The organism is Microcystis sp. LE19-8.1F (genome assembly GCF_027531715.1).
Classification (GTDB): domain Bacteria; phylum Cyanobacteriota; class Cyanobacteriia; order Cyanobacteriales; family Microcystaceae; genus Microcystis; species Microcystis wesenbergii_A.
Map to the genome: position 1 here is coordinate 1 of NZ_JAPZSO010000014.1, position 14,887 is coordinate 14,887.

The 14,887-nt window shown below is 45.9% G+C and carries 13 protein-coding genes and 1 pseudogene; 11 read left to right on the forward strand and 3 right to left on the reverse strand.

Translation table 11 applies throughout. The annotated features are described in order from the left end of the window. Positions 1-140: 140 nt before the first annotated feature. Positions 141-341: pseudogene (locus O9334_RS01795) on the reverse strand (ISL3 family transposase); the annotation flags it as partial. A 576-nt stretch (positions 342-917) separates the two neighbouring features. On the opposite strand from O9334_RS01795, the gene O9334_RS01800 reads away from it, so the two are divergent. Then, on the forward strand, positions 918-1,112 hold the full coding sequence (locus O9334_RS01800; protein ID WP_045359818.1) for a hypothetical protein: 195 nt from the start codon (positions 918-920) through the stop codon (positions 1,110-1,112). A 504-nt stretch (positions 1,113-1,616) separates the two neighbouring features. Further along, on the forward strand, positions 1,617-2,183 hold the full coding sequence (locus tag O9334_RS23010; protein WP_502846532.1) for a class I SAM-dependent methyltransferase: 567 nt from the start codon (positions 1,617-1,619) through the stop codon (positions 2,181-2,183). Between the two features lie 102 nt (positions 2,184-2,285). Here O9334_RS23010 and O9334_RS01815 read toward each other — a convergent pair whose 3' ends face one another. Further along, positions 2,286-3,815 carry a pyruvate kinase gene (locus O9334_RS01815; RefSeq protein WP_287998879.1) on the reverse strand — a complete coding sequence of 510 codons (1,530 nt, stop codon included), beginning with the start codon at positions 3,813-3,815 and terminating at the stop codon, positions 2,286-2,288. A 366-nt stretch (positions 3,816-4,181) separates the two neighbouring features. Beyond that, the gene (locus tag O9334_RS01820) at positions 4,182-5,096 is read right to left on the reverse strand and encodes a LysR family transcriptional regulator (RefSeq protein WP_287998882.1); all 915 of its coding nucleotides are present in this window, start codon (positions 5,094-5,096) and stop codon (positions 4,182-4,184) included. 231 nt (positions 5,097-5,327) lie between these two features. On the opposite strand from O9334_RS01820, the gene O9334_RS22745 reads away from it, so the two are divergent. The 9 genes from O9334_RS22745 (at position 5,328) to hsdR (ending at position 14,830) form a co-directional block, all read left to right on the forward strand. Beyond that, entirely contained in the window at positions 5,328-5,621 is a 294-nt protein-coding gene (locus O9334_RS22745; protein WP_045359812.1) for a sulfate permease, read from the forward strand. Between the two features lie 245 nt (positions 5,622-5,866). Next, positions 5,867-6,988 carry a sodium-dependent bicarbonate transport family permease gene (locus tag O9334_RS01830; protein ID WP_045359790.1) on the forward strand — a complete coding sequence of 374 codons (1,122 nt, stop codon included), beginning with the start codon at positions 5,867-5,869 and terminating at the stop codon, positions 6,986-6,988. Between the two features lie 75 nt (positions 6,989-7,063). Then, positions 7,064-7,402 carry a P-II family nitrogen regulator gene (locus O9334_RS01835; RefSeq protein WP_287998892.1) on the forward strand — a complete coding sequence of 113 codons (339 nt, stop codon included), beginning with the start codon at positions 7,064-7,066 and terminating at the stop codon, positions 7,400-7,402. 128 nt (positions 7,403-7,530) lie between these two features. Continuing rightward, the gene (locus O9334_RS01840) at positions 7,531-8,946 is read left to right on the forward strand and encodes a cation:proton antiporter (protein WP_287998897.1); all 1,416 of its coding nucleotides are present in this window, start codon (positions 7,531-7,533) and stop codon (positions 8,944-8,946) included. Between the two features lie 120 nt (positions 8,947-9,066). Then, positions 9,067-10,533 (forward strand): class I SAM-dependent DNA methyltransferase, encoded by a 1,467-nt coding sequence (locus tag O9334_RS01845; RefSeq protein ID WP_287998901.1) that lies wholly within the window; start codon positions 9,067-9,069, stop codon positions 10,531-10,533. A gap of 137 nt (positions 10,534-10,670) precedes the next feature. Then, on the forward strand, positions 10,671-11,903 hold the full coding sequence (locus O9334_RS01850; RefSeq protein WP_287998904.1) for a restriction endonuclease subunit S: 1,233 nt from the start codon (positions 10,671-10,673) through the stop codon (positions 11,901-11,903). Positions 11,904-11,922: 19 nt separating this feature from the next. Beyond that, entirely contained in the window at positions 11,923-12,174 is a 252-nt protein-coding gene (locus tag O9334_RS01855) for a hypothetical protein (RefSeq protein WP_238567829.1), read from the forward strand. Then, positions 12,164-12,514 carry a type II toxin-antitoxin system RelE family toxin gene (locus O9334_RS01860; RefSeq protein WP_287998906.1) on the forward strand — a complete coding sequence of 117 codons (351 nt, stop codon included), beginning with the start codon at positions 12,164-12,166 and terminating at the stop codon, positions 12,512-12,514. Before O9334_RS01855 ends, O9334_RS01860 begins: the two co-directional genes overlap by 11 nt. Before the next feature lie 3 nt (positions 12,515-12,517). Then, complete coding sequence (gene hsdR / locus O9334_RS01865; protein WP_287998909.1) at positions 12,518-14,830, forward strand: EcoAI/FtnUII family type I restriction enzme subunit R; 2,313 nt, start codon at positions 12,518-12,520, stop codon at positions 14,828-14,830. Positions 14,831-14,887 lie beyond the last annotated feature (57 nt).

The following is a 14,887-nucleotide window of genomic DNA, read 5'->3' on the forward strand; positions in this document are numbered from 1 at the left end:
TGTAGGAGCGCAGTGGAAAGCGGAAAATGTGCCACAATATTTAAAGCTCCGTTGTGCTTATCTCAATGGTGCTATAGCCCCAGGCGTAGCTTCGTTGGTCGCTTAAGCATTTATACTTATTGCACAAGTGGGATGCTCCCAGGTAAATCTCGGATTGTTAATTCATTATTTTGATGAAGTTTTCCCGTTTTGTTTCCACAATAAATGCCCTCGGTTTCTCTTGACATATTTTCTAAATGTAAAACAATTCCTATATCGGTAATAATTTGATAATTGGTAACGACAACTCCTTCTAGGTGAAGTAGCTCGGTCATTAACTTTAATTGTGGATTTGATGGCATAAGTATAACTTGTGTCTAAACTTGCTGGTCTTGGCTGTCTATATTTTAACCAATAAATTGCTGTATTGCAAGTATAGAGAGCTTTTAAAGATAAATTATTGTTTTTATTGGTCAGCAATAATTCTCTGTTTTTTCTTTGATTTTACACGACAATTTCGGAAGAACCATTTAAAATTTATTCTCAACTAACCAAGAAAGTGGAACGAACCACAAAGACACAAAGGACACAAAGATTGATCGCTCCCATGTAAGTTAAACTTATCACACAAAGAATAAGAGAGCCGAAAGCGCATCCCATTGAAGCAAGAAGCTCTCAACTGGGGAACAGCTTATACCAAATCCGTTTTTAATAGTGTGATTAACTCTCAAGTTATGAATTGTTTCTCCCTGCTCCGTTGCTCCCTTCTCCCCACACCCCACACCCTACACCCCACTCTCCTATCGCTTTCAAACAGGATTTAGTATTATCTGTGGATTCCACTTTTTTCCACTTCTGTCACCCTGAATTATGGGACTGACATCACCCCAACCCCTCTCGTATTCTAAGGTTATCGACAGGAAAGAGAGGTAACAACCATGTTAGCCAGCCACCAAAATCCAACTTTTGTCCGTAACTACTTAATCGCAGTTATCTCCGTGGTGATGATGGGTGTGGGAGTTGCCGATCTCGTCAATAATCCCTCCCGAATCGCTCAACAAAACCGTCTTGATGGTTATGGTCGCTATGTTAGCGCTGGTTTGGTTAGCGGTGCGGTCAATAATATGCGTTAATCTGCCTCTGACACTGGATGTCACCAAGTCCCTTTGAGGATAGATGTTAAAGCGAGATTTGACATTTCTAGCTTTTGTTGTATGATAATGTCGCTAGTCATTATTCTCATAGCCTGGCAATTTCAATATGGCCTATCATCCATTCCATGAATTCCTAGCAATTTCCCTGCTGATGAGGTACAAAATCTCAGGTTTTGGGGGGGGAACAAAAGGTTTAAGTGAGCGTACCTCATGATACTGGTAAACTCTATAGTCATGGATAAGTCCCCTGTCGATGTCAAGAGGAGACATCATTCTGCCAGTAATAATGTTGATTTACAAATATGTTTTGTCCGACTATAACCGTCGGAATACCCTTAAATTTACCATCATAAAAGGAAAAGAATGCTTGAACGTAGATTTGAAAGACTAAACGCATTAGCAGATATTAACTCCGCCTCTAAATATTTATAAATTGGAGTTAGCTCTGGGGGTACCTTTATTCGGGTTAAGGTTCCCAAAAAAATAGCTGTAGATCCCTGTTTTAGGGACGATGTTCATAAAAAATATGCCAATGAAAACTCAATTTTTTATGAGATAACGAGCGATTCTTTTTTCTCCACTCTTGCTCCCCAACACGGTGAATTCGATCTGATATACTTAGATGGATTACACACTTTCGAGCAAACGTTTAGAGACTTTTGTAATTCTTTACGATACTCTCATTCCCGCACTATCTGGCTTATTGATGATACCTGTCCGATTAGTTGGTTTGCCTCTCTTCCTAATTTCCGGCTCTTTCGCCGATTAAGAAAATTGCTTAAGATTAAGGATTCAAGATGGATGGGGGATGTCTATAAGATCATTTTCGCTATCCATGATTTTTTCCCTCAATTCAGTTATGCGACTTTTCCCGGTCACGGACAAACTGTACTCTGGTTGGAAACCCGAAAAGATTTTACCCCGACTTGGGATTCTTTGGAGAAAATTAGTCGTCTTAGCTATTGGGATTTCGAGAAGTTTAAAGACACTCATCTACTTATCCGCGATCCCGAGACTATTCTTGATCAAATCAAGAATAGCTTTGCTTAACCGCTGCTCCCAAATCGGCTTTTATATAGTACGATTAACTGCTCACTCCCTCACTTCCCATCAGCCCACAGTTCCTGACTAATAACTGATAACTGAAACTGCTTAAACCCAAGAATGGAGAGCGCGTAATTGGGGCGTTTTTTTAGCTTGGTGGGTCTGCATTCTTTGTAAAACATCATCGAGAATTGTCACCGCTTCCCGGATATATTCCCCCTTATTAAGCATGACACATTCGGCCCTTTCGGCCATAGCTGCATCGGTAATCTCGGCCCGGGAGGGAATACTTTTCTTGACCAGATTTTCTAGGACTTGGGTAGCCCAAATTACTGGAATATGGGCCGCTTCGCATAACCAGAGAATTTCCTCTTGAATTTCTGCTAATCTTTGATAACCAATTTCTACAGCTAAATCACCCCGGGCAATCATCACCCCAAAAGGTTGTTTACCGGCGGCATGGATGATTAATTCGGGTAGATTTTTCACGGCTAAAGGTGTTTCTATTTTGGCCACAATTGCTTTTTGTCGCCAAGCATCCCCCAAACGACTTTGTAACTCTAGCTGTAGTGTCTCGATATCGCTGGCTTTTTGCACAAAAGAGTAACCGATAATATCGGCATTTTCGGCAATAAAATCTAAATCTTGCCGGTCTTTTGCGGTCAAAGGATCGATATTTAAGATGGTATCGGGGAAATTTAGTCCCTTATCTGCTTTCAGTTTTTCCCCTTTCTCCCTGGCGTGGGTAATTTTTAGTAAGAGACCTTCTGGCATTATGGCAATAACTTCAGCCCCAATATGACCATCATCAATCCAAACTTTCGCCCCGACGGGAATTTGGGGAATAATTTCCGGTTGGGAACAATTAGCCTGAAAATACTGAGGATGGGCAGTGTGGGGGGGTTGGGTGGTTAAGAGGAGAAAATCCCCTTGATATAGTCTGGTTTGGGACTGGGGGGCTAAAATCTCTTCTAAACGGATTTTTGGGCCAGCTAAGTCCATATAAACCTTACAGGTATGTCCATTGACTAAATTTTCGGGATTTTTGACCGCCTCGCGCAGATTTTCGATCATTCCCTGCCACTCTTTGGGTCCATCATGGGCGCAATTAATGCGAATACAGTCCATCCCGCAACGCAGTAATTGAGCGATAAAATCGGGGTCGGTTGCCGCCTCCGTCGGCATTGTCACCATAATTCGCACCCGACGCCGGGGGGAAGGCAGACCGAAAACTTCCGCGCTATGGGAAGCTAAAAGTTGATCTCCTTGGAAAAATGCCTCTAAAGGGGGATGTTTGGGTAATAATGAGGCTTCTTGATGACAAACCGCCCCTAAAGTGGCAATTACCGCATCGAGAGTCGGTAAAACTTTCGATTCAATCCGGCCTAGGGAAGATAATCCCCAGGGCATTAAAGCTAATTGTAAATCCCGGATATCTTCTTGTCTCAGGGCGAGATAATAGGCTAAATTACGGGTGCTAGGTTGAAAATTCTCCTTTTCAATGAGGTTTTTCCACTGCTGCAATTTCTCCTCTCCTTCCACTGTCACAAAATGCCGTAACCTTTGCAGATGATGGAGGAGAGTTTGGGGATAGGATAATTGTTCTCGCTTGAGTTGTTCTGAGAGAGTTAAAGACATAAAATTGAGTAAAAAGTAAAAATCGTCAATTACTAAGGCAATATTTGCCTAGAAAATGCTCACTTTCGCCGCTTATACTGCTTTTGGCTGGTTATGGGGTCAGTTCTCAGGTATAATCTCTCTGTTTCTATACTAAGCAAATATCCTGTCTCTAGAAGTTAATTTTTGCTACGATTTACTTCCCCCTGAATATTAAACCTCTTGCATAATTAACTTTTGAGGGTTCAAAAATGAGAAAAATAGGCATAAAATTGCATAAAATCACTAAATAGAGCCTTTAATTGATTATTATTTATTCTTAATTCTCCTGACTACTGACTCCTAACCCGCACAACAATTTTTGATTTTTGCAAGAGGTCTATTCATTTAGGAACAGTCTCTTAAGAAGGTTTGGGGCTGAATATTGAGGAGATAATCCAGAAAAGTCTTGGCGATCACCGATGGTTTTTTATCCTTGGGATAAACCACATACCAATGGCGTTGGATAGGAAAATCTTCCACGTCAAGGATGGTAAATTCCCCATTAGGATGATCTAAATTTAAGACGTGCTCAGACAGAACCGAAATTCCTAAACCACCGGCGATCGCTTGTTTAATGGCTTCATTATTGCCGATTTCCAAACGCAGAGATACAGTGATGCCATGGTCGAGAAAAATTTGCTGTACTGCCCGTCTAATTCCCGATCCCATTTCCCGCATAATAAAAGGTTCCCCTTGCAGTCGTTTAATTGGAATTTTTTTCTGTCCCGCTAGGGGGTGATCTTTGCGGGCAATTACCACAAGGGGATTTTCCAGAAACGGTCGAATCTCGAGGTTTAGAGCTTCGGGGGGTTCGCTTAAAATATATAGGTCATCAACATTATTGATGATCCTTGCTTCTAGGTCTTGGTGATTGGTCAATTCCAGGGACACATCTACCCCTTGGTACTGTTGACAAAAAGGACCTAGGAGCTGAGGGATTAAATATTGGACTGTGGATACCGCCGCTAAACGCAGTTTACCCTGTTTAATGCCCTTGATATCGGCGATCGCCATCTCAAAGTTATCAAGATCCTTGAGGACTGCCTGACAGGTTACTAATAAACCGCGTCCTGCCTCGGTTAAATACAAACGTTTGCCTATCTGTTCAAATAGGGGCAGACCCACTGCTTTACTCAGTTGTTTCATCTGGGTGGAAACGGTGGGTTGGGTGATCGATAGTTCTTCAGCAGCCCTGGTGAAACTGCCATGACGAGCGGTCGCTTCAAAGACAATCAGTTGATGTAAAGTGGCTTGAATCAAGAGAGGCCTCTAGAGAGCTACACTTCTGTTACTGCCTTGAGGAGCTTTGCTAAACAGAAGCAGGAATGGAGGGGAACGAGTGAAAACCTCCCCACCCCGCTTATATCATAGGTTTAAATCAATACTTTTGTAAAGATATATCGATTTAAACTCAATTTACAAAAATTTGCTTGTCAAGATATCCGTTGTAATATAGATTTATAACAATCGATCTTTAAAAACCATAAAGTTTTGTCTATCAAGGCTGGTCTGTCAACCGCCGGCTTTGTTGTGGCAAAAAATCCTTTGCTCAGTTGGATTCTCATGGAAATAACCAATCGTAATCATTTTGACAATTTGCGGGGCGATATCTTCGGTGGTCTAACAGCTGCCATCGTTTATCACCCTCTAGCTCTTGTCTTCGGGGTAGCTTCCGGGACAAGGGCGATCATGGCTAGTTTAACCGCCAAAAATCCCGAATTAGGCTTGCCCCCAGACTTGACGCTATCCAAAGTTCTGCCCGCAACAGGTTTGCTTGAGGGGTAAAGAGCCTCATACCATTTTTCACAAGTAATGGCAGAGATGGTTAATTGCCCTCACCCCTAACCCCCCCAACCCCCCACCCCCCCTGCCCCCCCGACATCGGGGGGGGCGGGGGGGCAAGGGGGGGGTAAGATACCTGCCAAGAATAAAGAAAAATGGTATTACTCTTACTCTTTTTCAGCTTTTGAAAGTTTATTTAGTTCATTTGTATTGACACTCCTCATCAGGGGAGGCCTAAGGAGGTATTCGTGGATTTTTTCTCATTGTTTGTCATGGACTTTGTTAAGCAGTTGCAGTCCCCAACACTGGCTTTTTTGATTGGTGGGATGATCATTGCTGCTCTCGGAAGTGAATTGGTCATCCCAGAGTCGATTTGTACGATCATCGTCTTCATGCTGCTGACCAAAATCGGTCTGACCGGCGGGATTGCCATCCGCAATTCCAACCTGACGGAAATGGTATTACCAATGATCTTTGCCGTCATAGTAGGGATTATTGTGGTCTTCGTCGCCCGCTATACCTTAGCCAATCTGCCCAAGGTGAAAGTGGTAGATGCGATCGCGACTGGGGGGTTATTTGGAGCCGTGAGTGGCTCGACTATGGCAGCCGGTCTGACGGTACTCGAAGAACAAAAGATCCCCTACGAGGCCTGGGCTGGCGCACTCTATCCTTTTATGGATATCCCGGCGCTGGTAACGGCGATCGTGGTGGCTAACATTTATCTTAACAAGAAGAAGCAGAAAGAAGCGGCCTACGACCACGAGTCTTTTAGCAAGCAGCCGGTGGCGGCCGGGGATTATTCCGATCAGCAGGATTATCCCAGCAGTCGGCAGGAATATCTCAGCCTACAGCAGCCAGCGGATAATCGGGTCAAGATTTGGCCGATCATTGAAGAAAGCCTTCGCGGACCGGCCCTATCGGCCATGTTATTAGGTCTGGCTTTGGGCATATTCACCCAGCCGGAAACTGTCTATAAAAGCTTCTACGATCCCCTCTTTCGTGGCTTGCTTTCAATCTTGATGCTGGTCATGGGGATGGAGGCTTGGTCAAGGGTTGGTGAACTGCGTAAGGTGGCCCAGTGGTATGTCGTCTATAGCGTCCTAGCACCGTTTGTACATGGTCTAATCGCCTTCGGTCTCGGCATGATTGCCCACTACGCCACCGGGTTCAGCTGGGGCGGTGTCGTGGTTCTGGCCGTCATCGCTTCCTCTAGTTCCGACATCTCCGGGCCGCCCACATTGCGGGCCGGTATCCCCTCGGCTAATCCCTCCGCCTATATAGGCGCGTCCACGGCCATCGGTACGCCCGTAGCGATCGGCTTATGTATCCCGTTCTTCCTTGGTCTCGCCCAGGCCCTCAGCGGCGGCTAGGATTGTGGTCGGTGGGCGCTCCCTTGACGGGGCTTACCAAGCAAATAAATGTACACATTTAAGGAGATAATCAACATGGCTAAACCAGCCAAAAAGCTCGTCATCGTCACAGAAAAGATTTTGCTGAAAAAAGTCGCCAAGATCATCGAAGAATGCGGGGCGACCGGTTACACGGTGATGGATACTGGCGGTAAAGGCAGTCGCAACGTGCGCTCGTCGGGACAACCCCACGTTTCCGAAACCGATACGAATGTTAAGTTCGAGATACTTACCCCCGATCGAATTATGGCCCAAAATATTGCCAAGCAGGTTGCCGATCAGTTTTTCCTCAATTTTGCGGGCATGATCTATCTCTGTGATGCGGAGGTTCTGTACGGACAGAGTTTCTGTGGACCAGAGGGCTGTGATATCTAGCCGGTTCATGACTCCGGCACTCTAGGGCCACCGCATCCCAAGCATGACTGTCCTTGAGCGGTGGCCCTTTTTCCTATCCCCCAGTTTTATGACTACCTAAAACCTTTAACCCTCATCCCTTTAAACTGATGATTTTGTCCCCTATTCTGCCTCCTTTGATTGGGGAGATAGCGGCTCCCATAGCTCCGCTCCCCTTGCTTGCCACCGTTGTGGCCGAGGATTCACCGATTATTCTCTCTGGCGTATTGCTGACACTGGTGGTGATTTATCTGGCCAGCAAGCTCGGCGCAGAGGCCGCCCGACGATTGGATTTTCCGCCCGTACTGGGAGAACTGGTCGCCGGTGTGATTGTCGGCGTTTCGGCCTTGCATCTGCTCATCTTTCCCGAAGGGGGACTATCGGCCTCCGATTCGCTGATTATGACGGTACTGCAAGGATTGAATCAATTGGCCCCGGCTGCCGTGGACCGGATCTTTGAGTCCCAAAGTGAAGTGATTTCGGTTCTAGCTGAAATCGGTGTGATTATTCTGCTGTTTGAAATTGGCCTAGAATCCGACCTGCGACAACTCAAGGAAGTGGGAATTCAAGCCACGGTTGTGGCCTGTGTGGGGGTTGCGGCACCTTTTGCGGCAGGTACGGCCGGGTTAATGCTCGTCTTTCATGTGGCGGCCATCCCGGCGATTTTTGCGGGGGCAGCCTTGACAGCAACCAGTATCGGTATTACCTCGAAGGTGTTGTCCGAGTTAGGTCAACTCAAATCCAAAGAAGGGCAAATTATCGTCGGTGCAGCGGTGATCGATGATGTCCTCGGTATTATTGTTCTGGCTGTGGTCGCTAGTTTGGCCAAAACTGGTGAAATCGATGTGGTCAATGTTATTTATCTGATCGTCAGTGCCACGGCCTTTTTGATCGGATCAATTTTGTTGGGAGGTATTTTTAACAAAAGTTTTGTGGCGATCGTGGAGCGGCTGAAAACTCGGGGAAATATTGTTATTCCGGCATTTGTCTTCGCTTTCTTTATGGCATTTTTGGGCAATGCTATTCATCTTGAAGCGATTTTAGGGGCCTTTGCCGCCGGTTTGGTGCTTGATGAAACTGATACCCGCAACGAGTTGGATGAATTAATCAAACCGATCGCCGATTTGCTTGTACCGATTTTCTTTGTGACGGTGGGAGCGCGTGCCGATCTCGGTGTTTTAAACCCAACGGTACCGGAGAATCGGGCTGGACTTTTGATCGCTGTCTTTTTGATGGTTGTGGCGATTATCGGTAAACTGGTGACGGGCTGGGCAGTTTTTGGCATATCTGGAATCAATCGCCTCGCCATCGGTGTGGGCATGATTCCCCGGGGTGAGGTGGGTCTAGTTTTTGCCGGGATTGGCTCGGCCAGCGGAATTTTGGATAAGCCTTTAGAGGTGTCGATTATTATTATGGTAATCCTGACCACTTTCCTCGCTCCTCCCTTCCTCAGAGTCGCTTTTGGTAAGACGGAAGCTGTTCCCGAAACCCTAGAAAGCAAGGAGCCAGCTAATCCTATTCCTTAATTTTGCGGGTAAAATCTGATTTTTTAGACGAGGCTGAAGCATTTTCAGCCTTTTTACAAATCTATGCTCAGGATAAGGGAGCGATCGAGGTAAGATTTGAGAGTATCTAATCTTTTTCCTATGTTCGAGCAGACATTTAAGAATATCGACGATATTCTCCGAAAAGAGGCGGGATGCGCCACGGAGTTGGATTACGCAGAACAGATTTCCTGGATTCTCTTTTTGAAATATCTCGACGATCGGTCAGTCGATCGCCAGAATCGGGCATTATTGACGGGGGAAGACTACGATCCGTTACTAGACGAACCCTATCGCTGGTCGAATTGGGCCTACCCCAAGGACGGGAGGGGTGAACTGCTGAAAACCGCCAAGGTAGGGGACGATCTGATCGAGTTCGTCAATAGCGAGCTATTTCCCTACTTTCAGGGATTCAAGCAATACGCAGAACTGGGGACGTTCGGGGCTAAGATCGGGGAAATTTTTGCGGGGGTGCGGAATAAGTTTCAGAGCGGGTACAACCTGCGGGAAGTTCTCGAAAGTATCGACCGGCTTCAGTTTCGCACGCAACAGCAGAAACACGAGCTTTCGGATCTCTACGAAACCCGGATCAAAAATATGGGCAATGCGGGGCGAAACGGGGGCGAATATTACACCCCGCGGCCTCTGATCCGGGCGATGATTCAAGTGATTAAACCGCAATTAGGGGAGACGATTTATGACGGGGCCTGCGGTTCGGCGGGGTTTCTCTGCGAGGCCTACGAGTATTTACGCCACAGTAAGGCCGATCTGAGTACGAAAGAGCTAGAAACGCTACAGACGAGGACTTTTTTCGGCAAGGAGAAAAAGGCTTTAGCCTATATTATCGGGGTGATGAATATGATCCTGCACGGGATCGAGGCTCCCAATATTATTCAGACCAACACCCTGGCCGAAGATATTCAAGCGATTCAAGAGAAGAATCGTTATGACATCGTTTTAGCTAATCCCCCCTTCGGAGGCAATGAACGCAAGGAGATCCGCAGCAATTTCACGATCAATACCGGAGAGACGGCCTTTCTTTTTCTCCAGCATTTTATCAAGAGTTTGAAAACCGGGGGACGGGGAGCGATCGTTATTAAGAATACCTTTCTGTCGAACGCGGACAACGCCTCTAGAGAGTTACGGAGGGAGTTAACCTCGTCCTGTAATCTCCATACGGTTTTGGATTGTCCCGCTAAGACGTTTTTAGGGGCGGGGGTAAAGACGGTGGTTTTATTTTTCACTAAGGGTTCGCCGACGCAGAAAATCTGGTTTTATCAACTCGAACCGGGGCGAAGTCTGGGAAAAACAAACGCGCTCAATGATGATGATTTGAAGGAGTTCATCGAGTTTCAATCGACTTTTAAGCTATCGGAGCGCTCTTGGTTTTTAGACTTAGAAGAAGTTGATCCTGGTTCCTTCGATTTGTCGGTGAAAAATCCCAACGCGCCGGAGGGCGATCCTTTACGCGAGCCGGAGGAAATTTTAGCGGAGATTGCGGAATTGGACCGGGAAAGTGGGTCGATTCTAGAGGCGATTTCCGATTTATTGGAGTCTTCTCCTAGCTGATGGGAAGGGTGGTTTCGGCTTCGCTCCACCAGCATCCGACTTCACTCAACCAGCATCGAGTTTCGATTATGAAAATTGATAGAAAACAAAAAAATTAAAGTAAGTGCGGAGATTTTTACAAGTATTGGAGAGATTTTATGAAAGAAAAAACAATTAATTTACCAGAACTATGGATGACTAAAAAGCTTGGCGATTTATGCGATATTGCCCGTGGTGGCTCACCTAGACCTATTCAGCAATACTTAACGAATAGCCCAGATGGTATCAATTGGATAAAAATCAGTGATGCTTCTGCCAGTTCAAAATATATTTATGAAACAAAAGAAAAAATAAAGCCCGAAGGAGTTACGAAATCTAGATTAGTTCAAAAAGATGATTTTTTATTGTCAAATTCTATGAGTTTTGGTCGTCCGTATATTATGAAAACATCTGGTTGTATTCATGACGGTTGGCTAGTTTTAAAAGATAAATCGGGACTTTTTGATCAAGATTATTTATATTATTTTTTAAATTCTCAAGCTGCCTATAAACAATTCGATAATCTTGCGGCAGGTTCAACAGTTAGAAATCTTAATACACAGCTTGTTAAAAATGTTATTATTCCTATTCCCCCGATCGAAGAACAAAAAAGAATAGTAGAGATACTAGATAAAGCTTTCGAGGGTATAGCCCAAGCTGAAGCTAATACCCGAAGAAACTTAATTAATGCCCGGGAGCTTTTTGATAGTTATTTAAATCAAATTTTTACGAATCAACATAAAAACTGGGTTACAAACACCCTAGATGAAATTTGTATAAAAATTACCGATGGCAAACATGGAGATTGCAAAAATCAGGATCATTCTGGATATTATTTCTTGAGTGCCAAAGACGTAAAGAATGATCGACTTAATTATGATAACGCCAGACAAATCACTAAGGAAGATTTTGATGAAACTAATCGAAGAACAAATCTAGAGCCATTTGATATTTTAGTTACTAACAGTGGAACTATTGGCAGGACTGCTATTGCACCAGATGATCCGAAAACTTATAGAACTACATTTCAAAAAAGTGTCGCAATTCTTAAGCCTAAAAAAGAAATTATTGATAGCAATTTTTGCAGATTTGAATTAATGGCAAATCTTAATAAGATTATAGCTATCTCATCGGGAACAGCACAAAAGAACTTATTGCTTAGAGATATTCGCTCCTTTCATTTTTCTATGCCTAGTAATATGAAGGAACAGAAAAAAATTGTTTCACAATTAACAAAAGTACTGGATAATTCGCAAAAACTCGAAACCATTTACCAGCGCAAACTAGAAGCGATCGCCGAACTTAAACAATCGATCCTAGAAAAAGCCTTCACCGGTCAACTCAGCCAGTAGAACCGTTAAAATGTAAATAGTGTCTTCCCGTAGCTCCATGATCATCCAGAAAATCATCGACGAACTCCACGAAATCCCCGAAGATCACCTGACTCAGATTTACGAGATCGTTAGGTCTTTTCGCCTTGAATTAGAACGGGAACGATCGCACAACCCAGACGACACCCCAGACGAGGAAATCGTTGCCAACCTTAAACAAGGAATGCAAGAAGCGCTAGGGGGAAATACCATCCCCCTAGATCGAATGTGGGAAGGCATTGATGTCGATTAACGAAAACCCCATCGAAATTAGACTCACCCCCCGCTTTCAAAAAGATATCAAAATCCTCGCCAAACGCTATCGATCCATCCGCCAAGACTTACAACCCCTACTTCAGACCCTTCAGACAGGACAAACCCCCGGCGATCGCATTCAAGGATTCAATTTCCCCGTTTTCAAAGTTCGCCTCAAAAACAGTGATATTAAAAAAGGGAAAAGCGGCGGTTATCGAGTTATCTACTACCTGCAAACCCAGACCGCCATCGTCCTCATCACCCTCTACTCCAAAACCGACCAAACCGACATAACCGATCAAGCGATCGCGGAAGCCATCAGCCAACTTGATTTCTAGCCCATGAACGAAGCCGAAACCAAAGCAGAACTGATTGACCCCGCCCTCAAAGCCGCGGGGTGGGGAGTCATTCCCGACAGTAAAATTCGTCGCGAGGTAATTGCCCCCGGTCGTCTGGTGGGTTACGGCCAGCGCAGTTCATCGAAAATCTGCGATTATGTCTTGGTCTATCGGGGTCACAAACTCGCCACCTTGGAAGCCAAAAAACGCGACGCGCACCCCACCGAGGGACTTGGGCAGGCTAAGGACTACGCCGAGCGCCTGCAAACCCCCTTCGCCCTCTGTACCAACGGCCTCCGCATTTATCGAGTCGATACCCGCGCCGGAAAAGAAGGCTATATCGATCGCTACCCCACCCCCGAAGAACTCTGGGCCGCCACCTATCCCGATTCCAACCACTGGCGCGACCGTTTCGCCACCGTCCCCCCCGATAATAAAAGCGGGATGCGCGAGGCCCGCTACTACCAACACAACGCCATCCAGGCGGTTCTAGAAGCGATCGCATCTGGTCAAAAACGGATGCTCCTGACCATGGCCACCGGCACCGGCAAAACAACGATCGCCCTTCAAATCGCATGGAAACTCTTTCATAGTAGTTGGAACCTGAGCGGTGAACCGACCCACCGGCCCTGTATTCTCTTCCTTACGGATCGCAATATTCTGGCTAATCAAGCTTTAACCGAGTTTACCGCCTTTCCCGAAGATGCCCTCGTTCGGATCGAACCGAAGAACATCCAGAAAACAAAGAAAGTCCCTAAAAACGGCAGCGTCTTTTTTTCGATCTTTCAAACCTTTATGACCCAAAACGGCGAGGAACTAGCCCCTAACTTCCTCGAATACGCTCCCGACTTTTTCGACTTGGTGATCGTGGATGAATGTCATCGGGGCGGGGCCAACGACGAAAGCACTTGGCGAAAAATCCTCGAATACTTTGCCCCGGCCGTACAACTGGGATTAACTGCCACCCCGAAACGGGATCTCAACGGCGACACCTACAAATATTTCGGCGAACCCCTCTACACCTATTCCCTGAAAGAAGGCATTAACGAGGGCTACCTAACCCCCTTTAAGGTGGTTGAATTCACCACCAGTCTCGACGAGTACCAATATGATCCCGACGATGAACTGATCGAGGGCGATATCGACGAAAACAAGGTTTATACTGAATCCGACTTTAACCGGATTATCGAGATCGAGGAACGGGAACGCCAACGGGTAAAAATTTTTATGGAGGCGATCGACCAAAACGAGAAAACCCTGGTTTTCTGCGCCAATCAAGACCACGCCCTAGCCATTCGCGATCTGATCAATCAAATGGCCATCAGCAGCGATCCTAACTACTGCGCTCGCGTTACCGCCAACGATGGCAGCTTGGGAGAAACCCACTTAAAAAAGTTTCAAGACAACGAGAAAAGGCTCCCCACCATCCTCACCACCTCTCGCAAACTCTCCACGGGGGTGGATGCTAGAAACCTGAGAAATATCGTTCTACTGCGTCCAGTCAAATCGATGATCGAGTTCAAACAGATTATCGGGCGGGGGACGCGCCTTTTTGATAATAAGGACTATTTCACTATCTACGATTTTGTTAAAGCCCACGAAAACTTTAACGATCCCGAATGGGACGGGGAACCGCAGGAACCCGTCGTCATCGATCCGAGGCCGCGCCCCAAACCACCTGACGCGATCGAAGATCCTCTCGACGAGCCGGATCCTCTGCCGATACGCCAGAAAATTAAAATCAAACTGGCCGACGGCAAGGAACGAGAACTGGAACACATCCAGAGAACAACTTTCTGGAATGCTGACGGAAAACCGATCTCGGCCGAGGAGTTTATCCAGCAGCTTTTCGGGGATATTCCCGATCTTTTTCAAGATGAAGCGGAATTGCGCCATCTCTGGAGCCGACCCGACACCCGCAAATCCCTGCTAACTGGACTCGCGGAAAAAGGCTACGGCGAGGAACAGCTACAGGCGATCGCCCGGATCACCAACACGGAAAACAGTGATATTTACGATGTGCTGACCTATATCGCCTACGCAGCCAGACCCTTGACCAGAGAAGAGCGGGTAATCAAGCACAAAGATTTAATTTTCTCGAAATATACGGGAAAACAACGGGAGTTTCTGGACTTTATTCTTGATCAGTATATTCGCTCTGGCGTTGGCGAGCTTGACCGGGAGAAATTGCCAAAACTGATCGAGATTAAATATCACACCATTAACGAGGCGATCTCCCAATTGGGAGAAATTCAAGAAATTAGCGGGGTATTTATGAGTTTTCAGGCTTATCTTTACTTAGAGGACGCGGCCTAATCCCCCCTGCCACCCCATGACTGAACTTTCCCCAGCCATTGTTTACTGTTTACCGAT